The sequence below is a fragment of the Micromonospora sp. CNZ322 genome, from assembly GCF_007827755.1.
This window is the reverse complement of record NZ_VITD01000016.1, coordinates 14,197-35,934: the sequence shown is the minus strand read 5'-3', so window position 1 is coordinate 35,934 and position 21,738 is coordinate 14,197. Positions and strand designations below refer to the sequence as shown.

23 protein-coding genes are annotated in these 21,738 nt (G+C 72.8%); 1 reads left to right on the top strand and 22 read right to left on the bottom strand.

The window, feature by feature from the left end:
• Positions 1–3: 3 nt before the first annotated feature.
• From FB453_RS34455 to hisD, 4 genes are read right to left on the bottom strand one after another with little or no spacing between them, the layout of a single operon-like run.
• On the bottom strand, positions 4–174 hold the full coding sequence (locus FB453_RS34455; RefSeq protein ID WP_167362522.1) for a hypothetical protein: 171 nt from the start codon (positions 172–174) through the stop codon (positions 4–6).
• A complete protein-coding gene (gene hisB, locus FB453_RS28440; RefSeq protein ID WP_030334475.1) occupies positions 174–785 on the bottom strand; it encodes an imidazoleglycerol-phosphate dehydratase HisB in 612 nt (203 codons plus the stop codon). The genes FB453_RS34455 and hisB overlap by 1 nt, the downstream gene beginning before the upstream one ends.
• Positions 782–1,855 (bottom strand): histidinol-phosphate transaminase, encoded by a 1,074-nt coding sequence (locus tag FB453_RS28435; RefSeq protein ID WP_145795185.1) that lies wholly within the window; start codon positions 1,853–1,855, stop codon positions 782–784. The genes hisB and FB453_RS28435 overlap by 4 nt, the downstream gene beginning before the upstream one ends.
• A complete protein-coding gene (gene hisD, locus FB453_RS28430) occupies positions 1,852–3,174 on the bottom strand; it encodes a histidinol dehydrogenase (RefSeq protein WP_112732526.1) in 1,323 nt (440 codons plus the stop codon). Before hisD ends, FB453_RS28435 begins: the two co-directional genes overlap by 4 nt.
• Positions 3,175–3,280: 106 nt before the next feature.
• Between hisD and FB453_RS28425 the strand changes: the two genes are divergently transcribed.
• A complete protein-coding gene (locus FB453_RS28425; RefSeq protein WP_145795183.1) occupies positions 3,281–3,979 on the top strand; it encodes an LON peptidase substrate-binding domain-containing protein in 699 nt (232 codons plus the stop codon).
• Here the strand turns inward: FB453_RS28425 and FB453_RS28420 are convergent.
• The 18 genes from FB453_RS28420 to FB453_RS28335 all read right to left on the bottom strand — a co-directional run bounded on the left by FB453_RS28420 (position 3,894) and on the right by FB453_RS28335 (position 21,689).
• Positions 3,894–4,724, bottom strand: a complete 831-nt coding sequence (locus FB453_RS28420; RefSeq protein ID WP_112603515.1) for a DUF2567 domain-containing protein — start codon at positions 4,722–4,724, stop codon at positions 3,894–3,896. The two genes, FB453_RS28425 and FB453_RS28420, sit on opposite strands and share 86 nt — an antisense overlap.
• Before the next feature lie 56 nt (positions 4,725–4,780).
• The gene (locus FB453_RS28415; protein WP_486480505.1) at positions 4,781–6,448 is read right to left on the bottom strand and encodes a MinD/ParA family ATP-binding protein; all 1,668 of its coding nucleotides are present in this window, start codon (positions 6,446–6,448) and stop codon (positions 4,781–4,783) included.
• Positions 6,449–6,543: 95 nt separating this feature from the next.
• Positions 6,544–7,575: a hypothetical protein gene (locus FB453_RS28410; RefSeq protein WP_145795178.1), complete on the bottom strand. Its 1,032-nt coding sequence runs from the start codon at positions 7,573–7,575 to the stop codon at positions 6,544–6,546.
• A gap of 42 nt (positions 7,576–7,617) precedes the next feature.
• Positions 7,618–8,562 carry an RluA family pseudouridine synthase gene (locus tag FB453_RS28405; protein WP_145795176.1) on the bottom strand — a complete coding sequence of 315 codons (945 nt, stop codon included), beginning with the start codon at positions 8,560–8,562 and terminating at the stop codon, positions 7,618–7,620.
• A complete protein-coding gene (lspA, locus tag FB453_RS28400; RefSeq protein WP_145795174.1) occupies positions 8,559–9,176 on the bottom strand; it encodes a signal peptidase II in 618 nt (205 codons plus the stop codon). Before lspA ends, FB453_RS28405 begins: the two co-directional genes overlap by 4 nt.
• Positions 9,177–9,240: 64 nt before the next feature.
• A complete protein-coding gene (locus FB453_RS28395; protein ID WP_030334492.1) occupies positions 9,241–9,660 on the bottom strand; it encodes a TraR/DksA family transcriptional regulator in 420 nt (139 codons plus the stop codon).
• A gap of 225 nt (positions 9,661–9,885) precedes the next feature.
• Positions 9,886–11,385: a potassium/proton antiporter gene (locus tag FB453_RS28390; RefSeq protein ID WP_145795172.1), complete on the bottom strand. Its 1,500-nt coding sequence runs from the start codon at positions 11,383–11,385 to the stop codon at positions 9,886–9,888.
• A gap of 22 nt (positions 11,386–11,407) precedes the next feature.
• The gene (locus FB453_RS28385; RefSeq protein ID WP_112582742.1) at positions 11,408–11,713 is read right to left on the bottom strand and encodes a DUF167 domain-containing protein; all 306 of its coding nucleotides are present in this window, start codon (positions 11,711–11,713) and stop codon (positions 11,408–11,410) included.
• Positions 11,714–11,723: 10 nt separating this feature from the next.
• A complete protein-coding gene (locus FB453_RS28380) occupies positions 11,724–12,491 on the bottom strand; it encodes a ribonuclease E domain-containing protein (RefSeq protein ID WP_145795170.1) in 768 nt (255 codons plus the stop codon).
• A gap of 80 nt (positions 12,492–12,571) precedes the next feature.
• Positions 12,572–13,381, bottom strand: coding sequence for a DivIVA domain-containing protein (locus FB453_RS28375; RefSeq protein WP_145795168.1), 810 nt, complete (start codon positions 13,379–13,381; stop codon positions 12,572–12,574).
• 44 nt (positions 13,382–13,425) lie between these two features.
• Positions 13,426–13,731, bottom strand: coding sequence for a YggT family protein (locus tag FB453_RS28370; protein WP_030334503.1), 306 nt, complete (start codon positions 13,729–13,731; stop codon positions 13,426–13,428).
• Between the two features lie 30 nt (positions 13,732–13,761).
• Positions 13,762–14,454 (bottom strand): cell division protein SepF, encoded by a 693-nt coding sequence (locus FB453_RS28365; RefSeq protein ID WP_112582744.1) that lies wholly within the window; start codon positions 14,452–14,454, stop codon positions 13,762–13,764.
• 192 nt (positions 14,455–14,646) lie between these two features.
• On the bottom strand, positions 14,647–15,390 hold the full coding sequence (locus FB453_RS28360; protein ID WP_145795166.1) for a YggS family pyridoxal phosphate-dependent enzyme: 744 nt from the start codon (positions 15,388–15,390) through the stop codon (positions 14,647–14,649).
• A gap of 9 nt (positions 15,391–15,399) precedes the next feature.
• Complete coding sequence (gene ftsZ, locus FB453_RS28355; protein WP_091407710.1) at positions 15,400–16,515, bottom strand: cell division protein FtsZ; 1,116 nt, start codon at positions 16,513–16,515, stop codon at positions 15,400–15,402.
• Positions 16,516–16,760: 245 nt separating this feature from the next.
• On the bottom strand, positions 16,761–17,579 hold the full coding sequence (locus FB453_RS28350) for a cell division protein FtsQ/DivIB (protein ID WP_112582746.1): 819 nt from the start codon (positions 17,577–17,579) through the stop codon (positions 16,761–16,763).
• Complete coding sequence (gene murC / locus FB453_RS28345; protein WP_145795164.1) at positions 17,576–19,141, bottom strand: UDP-N-acetylmuramate--L-alanine ligase; 1,566 nt, start codon at positions 19,139–19,141, stop codon at positions 17,576–17,578. The genes FB453_RS28350 and murC overlap by 4 nt, the downstream gene beginning before the upstream one ends.
• Positions 19,138–20,244 (bottom strand): undecaprenyldiphospho-muramoylpentapeptide beta-N-acetylglucosaminyltransferase, encoded by a 1,107-nt coding sequence (gene murG, locus FB453_RS28340; protein ID WP_091407701.1) that lies wholly within the window; start codon positions 20,242–20,244, stop codon positions 19,138–19,140. The genes murC and murG overlap by 4 nt, the downstream gene beginning before the upstream one ends.
• The gene (locus tag FB453_RS28335; RefSeq protein ID WP_145795350.1) at positions 20,244–21,689 is read right to left on the bottom strand and encodes a peptidoglycan glycosyltransferase FtsW; all 1,446 of its coding nucleotides are present in this window, start codon (positions 21,687–21,689) and stop codon (positions 20,244–20,246) included. Before FB453_RS28335 ends, murG begins: the two co-directional genes overlap by 1 nt.
• Positions 21,690–21,738: the final 49 nt, after the last annotated feature.

Here is a 21,738-nt window from a genome sequence, read left to right as displayed (position 1 = left end):
CGATCACCCGTTCTCCGGCAGCAGCCGCAGCACCCCGGCGACCGTGGCGAGCACCGCGAGCGCCGCGGTGATCAGCACGGCGGCCTTCGGCGCGCCCTGCCGGTACAGCGACCAGGTGCCGCCCACCAGCACCCCGGCCAGAATCAGCAGCAACGTCGGCAACGCGGCACCCATCAGAGCGCGCCCTTCGTGCTCGGAATCGCTCCGGCCGAACGCGGGTCGATCGAGGTGGCCTCGCGCAACGCGCGGGAGACCGCCTTGAACTGCGCCTCCACCACGTGGTGCGCGTCCGGGTGACCACCCGGCCGGGCCGCCCGCAGCACGTCGACGTGCAGCGTGACCCGGGCCGCCTGGCCGAAGGACTCCCAGATGTGCCGGGTCATGCTGGTCGCGTACACCGGCCCGATGTAGGGGGCGAGCACCGGCTCGTCGTGCACCACGTACGGCCGACCGGAGAGGTCCACCGCGGCCCGGACCAGCACCTCGTCCATCGGCACGGTCGCCGAGCCGTACCTCCGGATGCCGGCCTTGTCGCCCAGTGCCTGGTCGAACGCCGCACCCAGGGCGAGCGCGGTGTCCTCGATCGTGTGGTGCGCGTCAATCTCCAGGTCACCCACGGTGCGCACGGTCAGGTCGAAGCCGCCGTGCCGGGCGATCTGGTGCAGCATGTGGTCGTAGAAGCCGACGCCGGTGCTGATCTCGGCGGCACCGGTGCCGTCGAGATCGATCTCGACGAGGACCTTGGTCTCCTTGGTGATCCGTTCCACCCGGGCGGTCCGACTCATTGCGAAGTCTCCATTGCAGAAAGGAAGGCGTCGGTCTCGGCGGCGGTGCCGGCGGTCACCCGCAGCCAGCCGGGCAGGCCGACGTCACGGACCAGCACCCCCTGCGCCAGCAGGGCGTTCCAGACGACGGTCTGGTCGCCGCCCACCTCGAAGAGCACGAAGTTGGCGTCGCTGTCGGCGACCCGCAACCCCCGCTCGCGCAGCGTCGCCACGATCCGGTCCCGCTGCGCCATGATCGCGCTCACCGTACCGAGAAGGGCGTCGCGGTGGGCCACCGCCGCGCGTGCGGCGGCCTGGGTGAGCGCGGAGAGATGGTACGGCAAACGGACGAGCTGCACCGCCCGCACCACCGCCGGGTCGGCGGCCAGGTAACCCAGCCGGCCACCGGCGAAGCCGAACGCCTTGCTCATCGTCCGGGTGACCACCAGCCGTGGGTGGCCGGGCAGCACCGCGAGGGCGCTGACCGTCCCGGGTCGGGCGAACTCGGCGTACGCCTCGTCGACGACCACCATGCCGGGCGCGACGTCGAGCACCGCAGCGATCACCGCCGGGTCCAGTGCCGTGCCGGTGGGGTTGTTCGGCGAGCAGAGGAAGACCACGTCCGGCCGGTGCTCGCGGACCTGGGCGACCGCCTCCTCGGCGGTCAACCCGAAATCGACGCCGCGCGCGGCGGGCACCCACCGGGTGCTGGTGCCGAGGGCCAGCAGGGGGTGCATCGAGTACGCCGGAACGAAGCCGAGCGCGGTGCGCCCCGGCCCGCCGAACGCCTGGAGCAGCTGCTGCTGGATCTCGTTGGAGCCGTTGGCCGCCCACACCTGCTCGACGGTGAGCCCGTGCCCCAGATATTCGGCCAGGTCGGCGCGGAGCGCCACCGCGTCCCGGTCCGGGTAGCGGTTCAGCTCGCGCAGCTCGGCCGCGAGCGCCTTGCCGATGGCCTCGACCACCGGCTCCGGCACCGGGTGGGAATTCTCGTTGGTGTTGAGCCGCACCGGCACGTCCAACTGCGGCGCCCCGTACGGCGACAGCCCCCGCAGGTCGGCCCGGATCGGCAGATCGTCCAGGTTGGTCACGCCGGTCCTCCCGGGAAACGGGCCTGGACCGCCTGGCCGTGCGCGGGCAGGTCCTCCACGTTGGCCAGGGTGACCACGTGCGGGGCCACCTCGCGCAGCGCTGCCTCGGTGTATTCGATCAGGTGCACGCCGCGCAGGAAGGACTGCACGGACAGGCCGGAGGAGTGCCGGGCGCAGCCGCCGGTGGGCAACACGTGGTTGGAGCCGGCGCAGTAGTCGCCGAGCGACACCGGCGACCAGGCGCCCACGAAGATCGCTCCGGCGTTGCGGACCCGCAGCGCCCACTCCCGGGCGTCCACCGTCTGGATCTCCAGGTGCTCGGCCGCGTACGCGTCGACCACCCGCAGCCCCGCCTCGAGGTCGTCGACCAGGACCACGCCGCTCTGCTCACCGGTCAGCGCCGTGGTGACCCGCTCGGTGTGCTTGGTCGCCGGAACCTGCCGGGCCAACTCCGCCTCGACCGCCTCGACCAGCGCCACCGACGGGGTGACCAGCACGCTCGCGGCCAGCGGGTCGTGCTCGGCCTGACTGATCAGGTCGGCGGCCACGTGCGCCGGGTCGGCGGTGTCGTCGGCCAGGATGGCGATCTCGGTCGGCCCGGCCTCGGCGTCGATGCCGACCACGCCGCGCAGCAGCCGCTTGGCGGCGGTCACCCAGATGTTGCCGGGGCCGGTGATCAGGTCGACGGGGTCGCACCGCAGCTCCCCCGCCGGGTCCACCGCCGCGCCGTACGCCAGCATCGCCACCGCCTGGGCCCCGCCCACGGCGTAGACCTCGTCGACGCCGAGCAGCGCGCACGCGGCGAGCACGCGGGGATCGGGTAGGCCGCCGTTGTCCTTCTGCGGCGGGCTGGCCACCACCAGCGAGCGCACCCCGGCCGCCTGGGCGGGCACCACGTTCATCACCACTGTCGACGGGTACATCGCCAGGCCACCGGGCACGTAGAGGCCGACCCGGTCGACCGGCAGCCACCGCTCGGTGACAGTGCCGCCGGGCACCACCTTCGTGGTGTGGTCGGTGCGCCGCTGGTCGGCGTGGACCCGACGGGCCCGGGCGATGGACTCCAGCAGCGCGGCACGCACCGCCGGGTCGAGCACCCCCTCCGCCTCGGTGATCGCCTCGACCGGCACCCGCAGCACCTCCGGGGAGATGCCGTCGAACCGAACGCTGGCCTCCCGGATCGCTGGGTACCCATGCTCACGGACCGCCTCCACCAGGGGCCGGATGCGCTCGACGGCGACGGACACGTCGAGCTGGGCACGGGGCAGCAGGCGGCGCGGGTCACCGAGACCGTCGCGCAGGTCGATCCGATTCAGCACCCTTGCGAGTCTAGGCGGCCGGCTCGACGTCCACCCGAGCCGCCCGTCCGCCGGGACGGTGAGCCGGGCCACGCCCTCGGTGCCGAGATTGGTTAGGCTCGACCATGTGACCGCACGGCTGCCGGTGTTCCCGCTCGCAACGGTGCTCTTTCCCGGGTTGGTGCTGCCGCTGCACATCTTCGAGGAGCGCTACCGGGCGCTGGTCCGGCACCTGGTCGGCCTGCCCGAGGGTGCCCCGCGCGAGTTCGGCGTGGTGGCCATCCAGGCCGGCTGGGAGGTCGCGCCCGCCGGCGCCCCGGCCACGTCGAGCGTCGGCGAGGTGACACTGCACGAGGTGGGCTGCACCGCCGAGCTGCGCCAGGTGACCGAGTTGGCCGACGGCGGTTTCGACATCGTCACGGTCGGCCGCCGCCGGTTCCGCATCGCCGCGGTCGACGACAGCGCCGAGCCCTACCTGACCGCCGACGTCGAGTGGCTGCCCGACCCGGGCGGCCCGGACGAGGTGGCCGACCTGCTGGCCGCCCGGGTGATCGCGGTGTTCCGGCAGTACCTCGGCCTGATCCGGTCCGACCCGGAGGAGATCTCCGAGCAGTTGCCGGAGGACCCGACCGTGCTCTCACACCTGGTGGCGGCGACCGCGGCGCTCACCGTCGACGACCGGCAACGGCTGCTGGCGATCGACGACACCGCCTCCCGGCTCCGCGCCGAGCTGCGGTTGCTCAACCGCGAGGCGGCTCTGCTGCGTCAGGTGCGGGCGGTTCCGGTGCCGCTGTCGGAGCTGGCGTCCCCGCCGACACCCAACTGAAATCCCCCGGCTCGGGCTCCGGGCGTAGCCCCGGCCACCGCGACCAGCCGGCCAGCAGGGTGTACATGACCGCGGCCCCGAACGCCGGCAGCAGCAGGTTGCCGTGCGGCACCGGCAACACGCCGAGCAGCCAGTCGACTCCACCGGCCCGCAGGTCGGCGGGTTTGCTGAAGGCCTGCCCGGCCGGGGCGGTCGCCAGCAGCCGGTCGAAGGTGCCCAGACCGATCCGCCGTCCCACCTGCCAGGCCACCGGCGCGGCGGCCAGGGTGCCGAGCACCGCGGCGAGCAACCCGACCGGGCCGCGCCGCCGACGCAGCACGAACCACAGGGTGAGCGCCACGAGCAGCCCGAAGGCGAGCCCGAGCAGGCTGAACCACCCGTCGGCGGCGATCGGCTGCTCCGGTTGCGGCTCGGCGTAGATCGCCCCCTCGGCGGTCTTGAGCACCGGGGTGTCCGGCGCGAGCGCGGCCCAGAGCAGCCCGAGCGGCACACCCAGCGCGGCCAGCGCGAGCACGGCGCCCAGCACCGTCGCCAGGGCACGCAGCGGACGACGCGGTTCGTCGAACCGAAGCTCCAGCGAGCTCTGGTACGCCGCCGAGGCCGGCGGTTGGCCCGGACCGAACTCGCCCGGCGCGGTCCCGGCCGACGGGTCGACCTCCGCCGGTTTCGCGTCCGGCGTACGGGGTGGCGCGGGTTGGTCGGGCTCGTCGACGGGCCGCTCACGGTCGGGGTTGTCCGGGCTCACCCGATGATCCTCTCAGGCCCGGTGCACGGTCGGGGCTCCGGTGGCGGCAGTCCAGCTCACCGGGCGAACGGCTCCACCATCATCGCCGCGGCCCGCAGCCACGCCTGCCGCGTCTCCGGCTGGAGCTGGTGGTACTCAATCGACGACCCGGTCTCCAGAGCCGGGTCGTACGGGACGACGGCCACGCCCCGAGTACGGGTGGCGAAGTGCCGCTCCAGGTCGTCCTGGAGCGTCGAGCGACCCGGGGTCGGGCAGGAGATGAGGGTGATCGCGTTGTCCGCCAACTCGCCCATGCCCTCCTCGTGCAGCAGGTCGAGCATCCAGTCCGCGCTGAACGCCGCGTCCTCCCGGGGCACTGTGGTCACCACCAGCTGGTCGGCGGCCTGCATCACGGTGCGCCAGTTGGGGCTCTCCACGTTGTTGCCGGTGTCGACGCAGACCACGTCGTGGGTGCGCCGCAGCAGCTCCAGCACCCGTCGGACGGTGAACTGGTCCAGTCGCTGGGCGAAGCGCGGGCTCTCCTCGCCGGCCAGCACGTCGTACGAGCCGTCGGAGGCGTGCCGCAGGTAGTCGTCGAGCCGGTCCAGCAGGGTCGCGCCCTCCAGGATCTCGATCTGGGCCAGATCGCTGATCAGGTGCCGGATCGTCCGGGCGTGCCGGGCGCTGCCGGCGCGCAGGCCGAGGGTGCCACGCAGCTCGTTGTCGTCCCAGGCCAGCACGCCCTTGCCGCGGACGCTGCCGACCGTCGCCGCGGCGAGCACGGTGGCGGTCGTCTTGTGCACCCCGCCCTTGGGGTTGGCGAAGGCGAACACCCGGGGCGTGCCCAGGTCGCGTTGGAGCACTCCGTTGGCGCGCTCCTGCTCCTGGTCGACGGCCGGTGGGCGCCATTCGATCCGGGTCGGGTAGGCACGTTCGGCGACCGCCGAGCCGACCGCCGGGGCGGGTGGTGGCGGGACGGGCGGCGTGACTGGCACGGCGACCGGCGGCGCAGGCGATGGGGCGACCGGCGGGGGCGGTGGCGCGGCGGCCGGGTAGCCGGTCTCCGGCTGGTAGCCGGTCTCCAGCAGGGCGTACCGCGATTCCACCGGCGGGTCGCCCGGTCGGTAGCCGTTGTCCAGCAACGCGTAGCGCGACGGGACCGGGTCGGGGCCGCGTGCCGGCGGCTCGGGCTCGGCCCGGTACGTCGGCTCGGCCCGGTGGTCCGGCTCGGCCCGGTAACCCGGGTCAGCCCGGTAGTCCGGCTCGGCCCGGTAGCCGGGCGTGGCGAGGTAGTCCGGCTCAGCGCGGTAGCCCGGCTCGGCCCGGTAGCCGGGCTCAGCGCGGTAGTCCGGCTGCTCGGTCCGGTACGCCGGCTCCGCTCGGTAGTCCGGCTCGGCCCGATAACCCGGCTCGGCCCGGTACGCGGGCTCGGCCCGGTAGTCCGGCTCGGCCCGGTACGCGGGCTCGGCCCGGTACGCGGGGTCGACGCGGTAGGTCGCCTCGGCCCGGTAACCGGGCTCCGCCCCATACGACAGGTCGGCCGGATGCCCGATGGCGGGTGCCCGCCCGGCGTAGCCGTTGGGGGCCGCACGCCGTGGCAGCGGGTCCGGCGGCGGTTCCTCGCCGCGCCGCTCCGGCTCGGTCTGCTCCGCGCCGCGACCGCCCAGCCGGGCACGGTCCAACAGCGCGCGCCACCGCGGCGCTGGTTCGGCCGGCCGGCCCCAGCCGGTCTCACTGCCCTCCACGGCCCGCCCTCCCAGCGCCATCGATCTCTGTCTGACAGGCTACGAACCCAACCCTATTCGGACCACACCTCAGAGCGCACACCAGCCGGTGCAGATCACGACGACGGCGGTGGCGGCGACGGCTCGGTGAGGATGGCGTCCGGCGAGGTGGTGACACTCGGCGGCGCCGACTCGGTGGGCTCCGGCTTCGACGGTTCGGGTGACGGAATGGTCACGACTGGTGCAGGTTCCGACGATTCGCCCACGGGGGGCGACGGCGTCGGTGCACTGATCACCGGCGCTGGCCGCTCGGACTGGGTCGGCGCGGGGCTTGGCCCGGTGTCGACCGGCGGGCGCACCACGTCACGCTGCTCGGGCAGGGGCGGCGTGAAGACCGTCCGGTCCAGCCGGTACACCTCGGGGGCGGGGTCGACCGCCCGTACATCCGGCCGGGCCGCGACACCGCGCAGCGCCACCGGCGTCGCGCGAACCACCGCCGCGTAGACGCAGGCGCAGCCGGTGCGGTACGCGGCCGCCTCGGCGGCGGCCACCTCGGCGCCGCTGGCGTACTGCTCCCGCAACTCCCGCTCGCCCACCCCGTCGCCGTCGACCGCGGCGGCCCTGGCCCGGTAGTCGGCGGCCTCGGTCTCCTTGCGGGCCGCCACCTGTTCCATCCCGGCGACCACGTCGTCGGGCACCCGCAGCGCGGGGATCTTGACGATCTCGGTCTGCCGGCCGGGCAGCGGAACCCGCCCGAAGACGGTCGAGACCCCGACGTCGCCGAGCACCGTCGCCAGCCGCTGCGGAGGCAGGTACGCGTCGAGCGTGACCAGCGCGTACGTCCCGTCCTCGGCCGCCGGGGCGGATGCGGGCAGCGCGGCCAGGTCGGCCGCGGCGGACCGCAGGTAGCCGGGGACGGAGTCGCCGTCGGCAACACCGACCCGGGTCACCTCGCCGACAGTCCGGTCGCCGACCGGAGTGTCGTCGACGGCCCAGACGGCGGTGCCCAACACCGCCGCCGCGGAGAGCACCGCGGCCCAACTGAGCACGCCAGAGCGCGCCGACCGGTCACCCAGCCGGGCCACGGCCCGGGTCAGCGGCGGCAGCAACCGCTGGTCCAGCTGCCGCAGCAGGTTGCCGGCGCGCACGGGCGGGATCCCCTCTGTGGAACGGTGTCGGGCGGTCGCCGCTCAGTCACGCAGAATCTGAAGCGCACGGTCCAGGTCGTCAGGGTAGTCGCTGACGAACCGGACCTCGTCCCCCGTTCGGGGGTGCAGAAAGCTCAGTTCGCGGGCGTGCAGCCACTGTCGGGCCAGGCCGAGACGGGCCGAGAGGGTGGGATCGGCGCCGTAGGTGAGGTCACCCACACAGGGGTGCCGCATGGTGGAGAAGTGCACCCGGATCTGGTGCGTCCGGCCGGTCTCCAACCGGACGTCGACCAGGCTCGCCGCCGGGAACGCCTCCAGAGTGTCGTAGTGGGTGATGCTCGGCTTGCCGCCGGAGACCACCGCCCAGCGGTAGTCGTGGGTGGGGTGCCTGTCGATCGGCGCGTCGACGGTGCCGCGCAGCGGGTCCAGGTGGCCCTGCACCACCGCGTGGTAGCCCTTGTCGACCTCGCGGTACTTGAAGGCCCGCTTCAACGCCGTGTACGCCTGCTCGCTCTTGGCCACCACCATGATCCCGGTGGTGCCCACGTCGAGCCGGTGCACCACGCCCTGGCGCTCGGCGGCGCCACTGGTGGAGATGCGGTGCCCGATCGCGGCGAGCGCGCCGATCACCGTCGGCCCGGTCCACCCGGGGCTCGGGTGCGCGGCCACCCCGACCGGCTTGTCGACCACGACGATGTCGTCGTCGGCGTAGACGACCCGCAGGCCGGGCACCGCCTGCGGCACCACAGTCGGCGGTGCGACCGGGGCGGGCAGCGTGACGTCCAGCCAGGAGCCGGCCTTGACCTTGTGCGAGTTGGGCCGGGCGGAGCCGTCGACCAGCGCGTCCCCGGCGTCGACCAGGGCCGCGGCGGCGGTGCGGGAGAGCCCGAACAGGCGGGACACGGCCTGGTCCAGGCGCATGCCGTCGAGGCCGTCCGGAACCGGAAGGGAACGGTGGTCGCCGCCAGCGGCGAACGCGGAGGTCATGCCCGCTCCCGCTGCTCGGCACCCGACGCGGCGGCGTCCGTCGTGGCCGGGTCGCCGTCGCGCCCCGCCCGCCGGCCGTCACGCTGACGGCCGGTCAGCTCCAACAGGACGGCCAGCAGCACGCCGCAGACCAGCGCACTGTCGGCCAGGTTGAACACCGGCCAGACCTGACCGTACGGGTCGAAGAGGCTGATCATGTCGACCACGTGCCCGTGGAACGGGGACGGCGCCCGGAAGATCCGGTCGGCGAGGTTGCCCAACGCGCCACCGAGCACCAGGCCGAGCGAGATCGCCCAGGGCAGCGAGCGCAGCCGCAGTGCCATCCAGACGATCCAGCCGACCACACCGATGGTGATCAGTGGGAAGATCCAGGTGTGGTCCGAGCCGATGCTCCAGGCCGCGCCGCTGTTGCGGGTCAGGCTCAGGTAGACGAACCCGCCGAGCAGCCGGACCGGCTCCCGGTCGGTCAGTGCGGCCAGCGCGAGGTGTTTGGTGACCAGGTCGGCCAGCAGGGCCACCAGGGCGACTCCGGCGAGAATCGCGACGGCCCGGGACCGGCGGGTGCCGCCGCCCGGATCGGTGCGGCCGGGTTCGGCGGACGGTACTGCGGTCATGCGCTCCCCATCGACAGTCTTGGCGGTGATCACTCACCGTCTCATCGCCGCCGGGGAACGGACCTCAGCGCCGCTCCTCCAGCTGCTTGCACGTCACACACAGGGTGGCCGACGGGAAGGCGGCGAGGCGCTCGACCGGGATCGGGTTGCCGCACCGCTCGCACCAGCCGTAACCACCCTCGTCGAGGCGCTCCAGAGCGCGCTCCACCTGCGTGATCCGTTCCAGAATGCTGTTGGCGAGAGAGATCTCCTGCTCCCGCTCGAGCGTCTTGGTGCCCGTGTCGGCCTGGTCGTCCCCGGCCGAGTCGGTCAGCCGATCGCGCTGCAGCTCGGTGATCTCACTCAGCGTCTGATCGTACTCGGCACGAAGCTCGTCCCGACGCGCCGCCAGCGCCGCCCGGATCTTCTCGGTCTCCGCCGTGCTGCGGGTGGCCTTCGCCACCGGCTTGCGCCCGGCGGTCCTGGTGTCGGCTGGCTTCGCCATGGGTCGCTCCCTCGGCCGGGGAACCGCGCGGTCCGCGGCGCCTGGACAGGGGGCGCCGACCAGGGCGTCCCCTATGTACGAAAAGGGGCGCACGGCGACGATGGCCGCGCACTCCGGAGGTTGGCAAGAATACGGAACGTACAGGCGTCCGACAACGTGCCGCACCGTCGCACCGTTTAACAGCCCCTAGCCCTGCCTAACTGGGGCAAAGGGAACGCTAGCAGATCAATTGGGCACCTCATCCCCGTACTCACCAAACCATCGGGCCAGACGACCCCGCCGACTAACCGCCCGCAACCGCCGTTCCGCCGCGTCCCGCACCCCGGCGGTCGCCACGATCAGCAGACTGTCGCCGGTCTTCAACCGGGTGTCCGGTGCGGGCACGAAGCCCACGCCGTCGCGCAGCACCAGGGTCACCGACGCGCCCAGCGGAAGGCGCAGCTCGTCGACGTGCACGCCGGCCAGTCGTGAGCCCGGTGGCACCTCCACCTGGAGCAGGTCCGCCCGCATTCGCTCCAGCGGCGCGGTCTCCACGTGGATCTCGGCGGCCTCGGCCGGCGCGGTCACCCGCAACCGGCGGGCGAACGACCCCAGCGTCCCGGTCTGCACCAGCGTGAAGATCACCACCAGCACGAAGACCACGTCGAAGAGCCGCTCCGCGCCGGGCACCCGCTCGGAGAGCGGGATGGTGGCCAGCACGATCGGCACCGCCCCGCGCAGCCCGGCCCAGGACAGGAACGCCTGTTCTCGAAGGCCGACCCGGAACGGCAACGCCGAGACGGCCACCGACAACGGTCGGGCCAGGAGCACCAGAGCCAGCCCGGCGACCACCGCGGGCAGCACCGCCGCGTCCAGCCGGCCCGGCGAGGCCAGCAACCCGAGCAGCACGAACAACCCGATCTGGGCGAGCCAGGCCAGCCCGTCCGCGAAACCGAGAATCGCCTGCCGGTGCGACAGGCGGGCGTTGCCCAGCAGCACCCCTGCCACATAGACGGCGAGGAAGCCCGAGGCGTGCAGAACCGCCCCCGCGGCGTACGCCAGCACGGTGATGCCCACCGCGGCGATCGGGTAGAGCCCGGCCGAGGGCAGCGCCGCCCGGCGCAGCGCCCAGGTGCCGGCGACGCCCGCGGCCACGCCCACCGCCGCACCGACGCCCAGCTCGTAGCAGACCAGCGCGGCCTCGTACCACCACGGGTGCGAGAAGCCCTGGTGGGACAGCAGCACCACCAGCAGCACCACCGGGGCGTCGTTCATCCCCGACTCGGCCTCCAGGGTCGCCACCAGCCGGGGCGGCAACCGCAGTCGGCGCAGGGTGGCGAAGACGGCCGCCGCGTCGGTGGACGAGAGCACCGCGCCGTAGAGCAGCGCCAACCGCCAGTCCAACCCCAGCAGCAGGTGCACGGCGACGCCGACAACCACGATGCTGACGATCACGCCGACCGTGGAGAGCGCGGAGGCCAGCCCGAGCACCGGACGCAGCGTGGTCCACCGGGCGGTGAGGCCGCCCTCCGCGATGATCACGATCAGCGCGCAGAAGCCGAGGGTCCGGGTCAGCTCGACGTCGTCGAACCGGATGCCCAGCCCGCCCTCGCCGATCGCCACGCCCAACGCCAGGTAGACCAGGAGGCTGGGCACGCCGAGCCGGGTGGACAGTCGCACCGCGCCGACAGCGACCAGCAGCACTGCCGCACCGAGCAGCAGCGCGATATCCAACCCGGGCGTCACGGCTGCCTTGCCTGGGCTGTCCTCACTCGGCGGATCCGTCGCGCAGGCGGCGCAGCACCTCGGGCAACTCCGGGCCGGGTCGATCGACGAGGAAGAGCTTGTCCCGGCTGGCCGCGCCGGCACGAAGTGACACGGCGGCCGGTCGGACGCCCAACGCGCCGGCCAACGCCCGGCGGGCGGCCTCGGTGGCCCGACCGTCGACGGCCGGGTCGTGGACCGCGATCACGAGGGCGGGCCCGTGCGGGCCGTCGAAGCGGCCACCCACCCGGTCCCGGGAGGCGCCGGGCTTCACCCGTACCGCCACGGTGAGCGTGTCCTGCGCGGGCACCGGCGCCGCTTCAGATCGGCCGGGCGTCGGCGAGGAGAGCAGTCGCCGGCGCGCAGTGCGCGCACGGGGTGAAGCCGAGTTCCACGGCCTCGGCGACCGGCAACGTCTCGGGCTGCCAGCCGATCAGGTGGGGGCAGCCGTCCAGGTGGTAACGGGGGCGGCCGTCGACGACCTCGACGGCGTCGAGCAGTCGGGCCACCCGGGCCGCCTCGGCGGCCGTGATCTGCTGGGCGGCCGGCTCGTCGACCGCCGCGACCGCCGGGTCGAACACGTCGTCGGCCGACGCCGCGATCGGCGACGCCGGGCTGACCGGCCGGGCCCGCGCGGGTGCCCCGTCCGTCGCACTCACCAACGGCGACGCGTCATCGACGTGCGGCGGGTCGACCGGCGAGGCCTCATCGACCGGCGGCGCATAGTCCACCCGCGGCGCCTGGTCGACCGGCGGCTCGGGTGGTTGCCGCCACCCGGTGCCGCCGGTACCAAACGTCGAAGGCACATGCTGGACCGGCACCTCCGGCTCGACCAGCGGCGGCCCGTACGCGACACCCGGTGTGGCCTGGCTGGCCGTGCGGGGCGCGTCGGGGTGCTGCCGGTCGGTCCGGCCGGGATCCGCCATGGCGCGGTTGGCGGCTGCCTGGCGGGCGCCCACCACCAACGCCACGGCGGCCAGCAGACTGGCCGCGATGGAGATGACCAACAAGAAGCTGGAGCCACCGGCCAGGCCGAGCACCAGTAGCACCACCGCGACGAGGATGAGCAGAAGACTTGCGACTATCACGGCTCACCCCCGCCGCGTCGAACCGTCCAGGCTGGGCCGGCGACCGTCACCATTGGCGGACAGCGATCGCCGGCCGGTGCTCAGCGTCCGGCTTCGAGGGCGCCGGAGCGCCCGCCGCCGCCGTACGAACCAGCGAGACCCGCTGCGGCCAGCCCGTTGCCGCCGGCGACCCGGCCAGCTTCGGAGCGGGTCATCTCGGCCTCGAGGCCCTGGCCACGACCGTCGAGGTCACGCAGCTGGCTCTCCAGGTACGCCTTGAGCCGGGTGCGGTACTCGCGCTCGAACTGCTTGAGCTCCTCGATGTGCTTCTGCAGCGCCGTGCGCTTGGCGTCCAGGCCGCCCATGGCCTCCTGGTGCCGCTGGCGGGCGTCCCGCTCAAGGGCGTCAGCCTTGGCGCGCGCCTCCCGGGTCACCTCCTCGGCCTTGCTGCGAGCCTCGGACAACAGCGAGTCGGCCTCGCGGCGAGCGTCGGACACGTGGTCGTCGGCGGTGCGCTGGGCCATCATCAGCACGCGCAGGGCCTGCTGCTCACCGTCACCGGTGACGCCGCCGGCCGGGCCGCCGGTAGCGCGGACCTGCTCCAGCTCGGCCTGCATCGCGCGGGCAGCCTGCTCGGCCGCCGACTTGTCGCGCTGCACCCGGTCCAGTTGGGCCTTGACATCGTTGAGCTCCGCCGCGAGTCGGGCGTCGCCGCCGGGGCCGGCGGGGGCACCGCCACGGCCGCCGCGCTCCACCTGGGCGCGCAGCTCGTTGTTCTCCTCGATGAGACGGGCGAGCTCGCGCTCGACCTCATCCAGGAAGGCGTCGACCTCCTCCTCGTCATACCCCCGTTTGCCGATCGGCGGCTTTTTGAAGGCGACGTTGTGGACGTCGGCCGGGGTCAGCGGCATCGAAACTCCTCGGGTCAGTTGCGGCCGCGAAAGCGCGTCGGTCATCAGGCAGATGCCCTGATCGACGGCCCTAACACGAACTCCATCAGCACGAACAGGATAACCAGGAGCACAAGGGAGGCCAGGTCGATGCTCACGGTACCAATTCGCAGCGGAGGGATCACACGCCTCAACGCGTTGAGAGGGGGATCAGTGACGCTCCACACGGATTCCAATCCTGCCGATGCTCCACGCCCCGGTTGCCAGCGACGGCCGTACTGCAGGACGGCGCTCAACACGAACCGGGACAGAAGAAGGAGCAGGAAGACATAAAGGATCAGGTACAACACTTGCAGTAAGATCGACAACACGGTCAGCGACGTCCCTCGGGTCGGGCGGGATCAACTCAGACTGAAAAAGCCGCCCTCAGCGATCTTGGCTTTGTCCTCTGCGGTGACCTGGACGTTAGCCGGTGAGAGCAGGAACACCCGATTGGTCACGCGCTCGATCGTACCGCGCAGGCCGAACGCCAGTCCGGCGGCGAAGTCCACCAGACGGCGGGCATCGGCCTCATCCATCTCGGTGAGATTGATGATCACCGGGACCCCGTCGCGGAAGTGCTCACCGATGGTGCGCGCCTCCCGGTAGGTGGTGGGGTGCAGCGTGGTGATCTGGTAACGCTGCTCCTCCTCGGGAAGGGCCCGCTCGCGCGACGTGACCTGCGGCGCGAGGGCCAGGTTGTCCCGAGTGTGGTAGGTCAACGCACCGGAGGTCTCGCCCGCCGACGACCGGGTGATCGACCGGACGCTGGACCGCTCGATCCGCTCCGGCCGCTCACCGTCACCGCGCTCGGACTCGCCCAACCGCCCGCTCGACCGGTCGGAGAGTCGACCCCGCCCGCTGTCGCGCGGCCGGGGAGCCGGCGGCTCCTCGGCGTCGTCCTCGTCGTCGTCGGCGAACTCCTCGGCGTACCGGCTCTGCCGGTAACGCGAGTCGCGGTAGCCACCCTTTTCGTAGCCACCGTCGTCGTAGGCCCGCTCGTCGTCTTCTTCGACCAGACCGAGCCAGACCCCCGCCTTGCGCAGTGCACCCATCCCGCGCCCTTCCGTCCGCCGTGCGGCACGCGCCCCCGTGCCATGTCGCCCGTCGCGAGTGGACAACCATGCCCATCGGACCGGAACGGCAATCCCCCCGGCGCGCGATTCGCGTCGCGCGCCACGACCCCCGACTAGGAGACGCCCGCCCCTGAAACAACACTGATGTAATTTGCTTGTCTCGCGGTCAGGCTACCGCAGCGTGGGACGCATTCCGAGCAACGCGCTACCGACGCGGACATGTGTCGCGCCGTAACGGATCGCGATTTCGAAATCTCCGCTCATACCGGCGGACAGCGCGGTGGCTCCCGGATGGACAGCCCCGAACGCGTCGGCTACCTCCGCGAGCCGAGCGAACGCCCGCTCCGGCTCCCACCCCAGCGGAGCGACCGCCATGAGACCGACCAGACGCAACCCCGGCGCGTCGGCCACCGTCTCGGCCACCGGCTCCAGACCGGCGGCCGGATCCGCCGAACCGGGCAGGGCTCCGCCGCGGGCCGCGTCGCCGTCGATGCTCACCTGGACCAGAGCGTCGAGCGGCTCCTGCCGGTCGGCGGTGGCGGTGGCCAACGCCCGGGCCAGCCGGACACTGTCGACGGAGTGCACCACGTCGGCGTAGCGGACCACCGAGCGGGCCTTGTTGCGCTGCAACTGGCCGATGAAGTGCCAGCGGGGACGCACCCCGGCGGCAGCCACCTCGGCGGCCTTGCCGGCTGCCTCCTGGTCGCGGTTCTCCCCCATGTCGGTCACCCCGAGCCCGGCCAGCGCCAACACGTCGCTGGCCGGGTAGGTCTTCGTCACCGCGATCATCGTGACCTCGGCGCGGTCCCGCCCGGCCTGCGCGCAGGCGTCATCGATCCGGGTCCGAACCTGGGCCAGACCGGCAGCGAGTTCGGCGTGCCGATCTGGTCGTACCGTGGCTGAGCTGTCGGTCATCGGCGGTGCTCAGGACCCGTTCTTGAGGAAGTCGGGAACGTCCACGTCGTCGAAGAGCACGCGACGCGGCGACTGGGCCGGAGCCGGGTTGGTGGCCGGCGCCGGCGCCGGGGTGCTCTGTGGTGCCGGCTGGTTGGTGTTGGTCTTGCGGGTCGGCTCGGCCGCCTTGTACGCGGGCGTGCCGCCGTCGAAGCCCGCCGCGATGACCGTCACCCGCACCTCGTCACCGAGCGCGTCGTCGATGACCGCACCGAAGATGATGTTGGCGTCCGGGTGGGCCGCGTCGGTGACCAGCTGGGCGGCGTCATTGATCTCGAACAGGCCCAGGTCGGAGCCGCCGGCGATGGAGAGCAGCACGCCCCGCGCGCCGTCCATGCTCTGCTCCAGCAGCGGGCTGGAGATGGCCGCCTCGGCCGCCTCGACCGCGCGGTTCTCGCCGCGGGCGCTGCCGATGCCCATCAACGCGCTGCCGGCGCCGCTCATCACGCTCTTGACGTCGGCGAAGTCCAGGTTGATCAGACCCGGGGTGGTGATCAGGTCGGTGATGCCCTGCACACCCGAGAGCAGCACCTGGTCGGCCGTGCGGAACGCGTCCATCATGCTGATGTTGCGGTCGCCCAGGGCCAGCAGCCGGTCGTTCGGGATGACGATCAGCGTGTCGCACTGGTTGCGGAGCTCGTCTATCCCCGTCTCGGCCTGCACCTGGCGGCGCTTGCCCTCGAAGGAGAACGGCCGGGTCACGACGCCGATGGTCAGCGCGCCGAGCTTGCGGGCGATGTTGGCCACCACGGGCGCGCCGCCGGTGCCGGTGCCGCCGCCCTCGCCGCAGGTCACGAAGACCATGTCGGCGCCCTTGAGCACCTCCTCGATCTCGTCGCGGTGGTCCTCGGCGGCGTTCTTCCCGACGTCCGGGTTGGCCCCGGCCCCCAGGCCACGGGTCAGCTCCCGGCCGACGTCGAGCTTGACGTCGGCGTCGCTCATCAGCAGCGCCTGCGCATCGGTGTTGATCGCGATGAACTCGACGCCCTTGAGCCCAACCTCGATCATCCGGTTGACGGCGTTGACGCCGCCGCCCCCGATGCCGACGACCTTGATGACCGCCAGGTAGTTGTGCGGAGGTGTCATCTCCGGTCCTTTCCTTCGAGATTGGCTTCGGCCGACCGGTTACGGCGTGGCCAGACCAGCGGCCGACGACAGCTGTCACCAACGAGGATCAGGGGTAAACCCTAACCCTCTACTAGAGGCTTACAGTTATGTCAACCACTGAAGCTCTTCGAGGCAACGTAAGCGCCACCACGCGATGAGCCAAGGACCCGGGCGGCGTGTCGCCGCGCGGAGCGCCACGGGTCACGTCCGCGCACGCTCACCGGTCAACGAAAGGTCACCACATCCGGCGCGCTCACGTCGATCCGATCGGTGTCCTCGTCGAGCAGCGCGGTGGCCACCCGAGCCTTGTCCGTACCCCGGGTCGCGTCGCCCCAGACCACCGTCCGGTCGCCGCGCAACCGCAGGCTGATCCGGGCCAGCCCCGCCACGTTCACGTCCACCAGCTCCGCGCGCAGCTGCGGCGTCAGCGCTACGAGCACCTCCAGCGCGGCCCGGGTGCCCGGGTCGTCGGCGGCCGGCCGGGCCACCGTCACCTGTGGCAGGTCGGCGGGGCGTCGCTCTACGGTCCGGAACGCCACCCCGCTCCGGTCGATCAGGGCGAACGCCTCGCCCTGCGGCACCACCGCCACAGCGGTCCGCTCGGTCACCCGCACCACCAGCGCGCCGGGCCAGTCCCGGGAGACCGTGGCCCGCTCCACCGCCGGCAGCGCACCGACCCGACGGGCGGCGGCGGTCAGGTCCACCCGGGCCAGCGGCACCCCGTCCGGCACCCCGACCGCGTCGTGCACCTGCACCGGGGTGACCAGGTCGGCGCCCTCCACGCGTACCTCCCGCACACCGAACAGCCCGGTGCCGAGCACCGTCCAGGCGACCAGCCCGGCCAGGGCGAGCACCCCGGCGGCCACCGCCCACGGCAGCGCCGCACGCATGCGACGCTGCCGGGCACGAGCCATGAACCGGCGGGTCGAGGGCGGTACCGCGTCGCGGCCCGCCCGGACCAACTGCCACCGCCGGGCCGGACCGCGGCGCGGGGCGCCGCCGTCGGCGGCGCTGGTCCGCCCTCGGGCCGGGCCGGGACTCATCCGGCCGTGGGTGCCGAGCCGCCGGGCACGGCGGTGCCACCGAGAGCCGCGCCGTCGCCGCCGGACGTTGTCCCGCCCGGCACCGGATCACCGATCGCCGGGGTGGTGGCCACCGGGTCGACGGTCGCGGTCGGTGCCGAGCCGGCCGTACGCTCACCCAGGGCGGCCAGCAGCTCGTCGCCCATCAGCGAGATCGGCGGGGCGCCCATGGTGACCACCACGTCCCCGGAGCGGGCGCGACGGGCCACCTCGATCGGGGCCTGCTCCCACGACTCCACGAAGACCTTTCGGTCGGCGGGCAGGTCCACCGCCGCGATCAGCGCCGCCGAGCCCTCGCCGGGCTGACGCAACTCACCCGGCCCGAAGACCTCCAGGAGCACCACCTCGTCGGCGATGGCCAGCGCCTCGGCGATCTCCGCCTGGTTGTCGCGGGTGCGGTACAGCCGGTACGGCTGGAAGACGACGATCAGTCGGCCGTCCCCGGCGACCTCGCGCAACGTCTGCATGGCGAGGGTCATCGAGGTCGGGTGGTAGGCGTACTCGTCGTAGACCAGCACGCCGTCCACGACACCCTTGCGCTCGAAGCGCCGTCGCACCCCGGGGAAGACCGCCAGCGCGGCCTCCGCCGCCTCCAGCGGCAGTTCCAGCAGGTACGCGGCCAGCACCGCGGCGGCGCTGTTCAGCCCCATGTGCCGCCCCGGCACCGGCAGCCGGAACTCGCCCAGCGACCGGCCGTCGATCGCGGCCAGGTAGCGCACCCCACGCGCGGAGGAGACGATCTCGGTCAACCGCAGGTCGGCGTCGGCCGCCTCGCCGTAGGTGAAGACCCGTCGTCCCTCGGACCGCAGGCTCTCGGCCAACCGCCGACCGCCCGGGTCGTCGGCGCAGGTGATGATGAACCCGTCCGGGTCGGTGAGGCGGGCGAACTCCACGAACGCCGCCTCCAGCGTCGCGTAGTCGCCGTAGGTGTTCAGGTGGTCCGCCTCGACGTTCGTGATGATCGAGACGTACGGGCGGTAGATGAGGAACGAGCGGTCGCTCTCGTCCGCCTCGACCACGAAGTGCTCGCCGGTGCCGTGGTGGGCGCCCGAACCGACCTCGGAGATCTCCCCGCCGATCACGAAGGACGGGTCCACTCCGGCCTGCTGGAGCACCATCGTCACCATCGAGGTGGTGGTGGTCTTGCCGTGCGTGCCGGCGACGGCCACCGCCCGACGGCCGGTCATCGCCGCGGCGAGCGCCTCGGAGCGGTGCAGCACGCGTAGGCCGCGCCGACGGGCCTCGACCAACTCCAGATGGTCCTGCGGAATGGCCGACGAGTAGACGACGGTGTCCACGCCGTCGAGGTTGGTCACCTCGTGGCTGAGGTGGATGGTGCCGCCGAGTGCCCGCAGGCCGGCCAGCGAGGGCCACTCCCGCAGGTCGCTGCCGGAGACCCGGATGCCGCGGGTGAGCAGCAGCCGGGCCACGCCGAGCATGCCCACCCCACCCACTCCGATGAGGTGGACGGCGCCCAGGTCCTCGGCGGTGAGCGTGCCGGCCGGGGTGAACTGCGCGGTCATCGGGCCACCGCCGCCAGCACGAAGGAACGCAACGCCTCGTCGCCGTCGCGCCGGCCGTACGACCCGGCGGCGGCACCCATGTTGTAGAGCCGCTGCGGGTCGCGGATGAGGGGGATGACTGTGCGCTCCAGCCAGTCCGGGGTGAGCTCCGCGTCGTCGACCAGCAGCCCACCGCCGGCCTCCACAACGGGCAGCGCGTTGCGCCGCTGCTCCTGGTTGCTGTGCGGGTACGGCACGTAGATCGTGGGCAGCCCGATCGCGGCCACCTCGGCGACGGTCATCGCCCCGCCCCGGGCCAGCATCAGGTCGGCGGCGGCGTAGCCCAGCTCCATCTCGGACAGGTACGGCAGCGTCACGTACGGCACCGGCAGGTCGGTGGGGATCGGCACCGGCTCGTTGCGGGCGCCCATCACGTGCAGCACCTGCACGCCGTTGCGGGCCAGTTCCTTGGCCGCCCCGGAGACCGCCAGGTTGATCGAGCGGGCGCCGGACGAGCCGCCGGACACGAAGAGCACCGGCAGGTCCGGGCGGAGCCCGAAGTGGGCGCGGGCGGCGTTGCGCAGCGCGTACCGGTCCAGGCCGGCGATGCTGCGGCGCAGCGGCACACCGACGACTGTGGCGTCCCGCAGCGACTCCGCCTGACTCGGCTGGTTCGGGAAGCCGACGGCCACGTTCTTGGTGAACTTCATGCCCAGCTTGTTGGCCACGCCCGGTGGCACGTTCACCTCGTGGATCACCATGGGCAGCTCACGACGCCACGCGGCCAGGTAGGCCGGCACCGAGACGTACCCGCCGAAGCCGACGACCACCTCGGCGCGCACCTCGTCGATCACCTTGCCCGCGGCGCGCGCCGCGGTCCACATCCGGCCCGGGGTGCGGACCAGGTTCATGTTGACCGACCGGGGCAGCTGGTACGCCGGGATCTGGCGCAGGTCGTAGCCCTGCGGCGGGATCAGGTCGTTCTCCATGCCCCGGGGTGTGCCGAGGCAGGTGATCCGGACGCCCGGGTCGTGTCGGCGCAGGCAGTCGGCGAAGGCGAGCAGCGGGTAGACGTGCCCCCCGGTGCCACCTCCCGCGAGCACCACCGAACGCAGCGGACCCATCAGCGTCTCCTCTCGCTCGCCGTACCCCCGCGGCTGCGGTCCTGTCGGACCCCGCGCGGTGCGGCCTGATCGTCATGGCGCCGCTCGCGGGACCGGGGCACGGACCCTCGGCCAGCGGGCGGCGTCGCCGGTCGGCGACGCCGGCCGGGAAGCGGCGGCAACGGGGCCCAGAGTAGTCGGACCCACCGGGCCGGCGGACGGGCATGCAGTGCTCTGGCCGCATCGGGTTCGGCGCGGGCGAAGGACGCCAGCATGCCGATGCCGGCCAACGTCACCACCAGGGCACTTCCGCCGTCGGAGATGAACGGCAACGGCAGGCCGGTGATCGGCAGCAGGCCCACCACCCCACCGATGTTGATCACGGCCTGGCTGACCAGCCAGGTGGTCACGGCGGTGGCGGCGAGCCGGCGGAACGGGTCGTCGACCCGCCGGGCGATCCGGAAACCGGTGTACGCGAGGACCGCGAAGAGGCTGAGCACCACGACGCACCCGATCACGCCCAACTCCTCGGCGATGATCGCGAAGATGAAGTCGTTGTGCGCCTCGGGCAGCCAGTCCCACTTCAGGCTGCCCTTGCCCAGCCCGACACCGAACCAGCCACCGTGCTCGATGGCCAGCCGCCCCTGGTAGAACTGGAGGCAGTCGTTGAGTTTGCAGGTCTCCGGGTCCGGCGGATTGAAGAACATGTCCAGCCGGGCGAGGCGGTAGTTGTCAGCGCCGCGCTCGCCGGAGCCGGCGCCCAACGAGGCCACCGCCACGAGCAGACCGATCCCGATCAGACCGGCCGTGGCCAGGGCGCCGAAGACCCGCATCCGCACCCCGGCGGCCCAGAGCAGGCCCACGACCAGGGCCAGCAGACAGAGCATCGTGCCGGTGTCGTTGTAACCGACAAGGACGAAGAGCAGGCCGACCACCGGGAAGAGCGGGGTGGCCAGTTCGCGCCACCAACCGAGCGCGGCGCCCTTGCGGGCGACAAGGTGCGCACCCCAGAGCACCATCGCGAACTTGGCCAGCTCGGACGGTTGTAGCTGGATGCCGCCGACGAACAGCCAGTTCAGTCGCGCCTCGACCGGCCCGAAACCGGCCGACAGTTGATTGGTCAGCCGGGCGTAGGCGACCAGCAGGTTGAGCACCACCAGGAGGCCGATCGAGGTGAACAGCAGCGGCCGGCCCAGCGACCGGTAGGTGCTGGCCGGCAGGCGCTGGCAGACCCAGAACGCCCCGATGCCGATCACCGCGAAGATGGCCTGCTTGGTCACCGAGGCCGAGGCGTTGCCGTCCTCGGCGTAGTCCTTCACGCTGGTCGCCGAGAAGACCATGGTCAGCCCGATCAGCAGCAGCAGGCCGGCGCAGGACAGCAGCAGGTAGTAGGAGGTCAGCGGCCGGTCCAGCAGGCCGCGCAGCGCGGCGAGCCCGCCGGCCGCGTCGAGACCGCGCAGCGGCACGGGCGCCGCCGGTTCCGCCGCACGCGCGGCCGCGCCCGGTTCCGGCCCC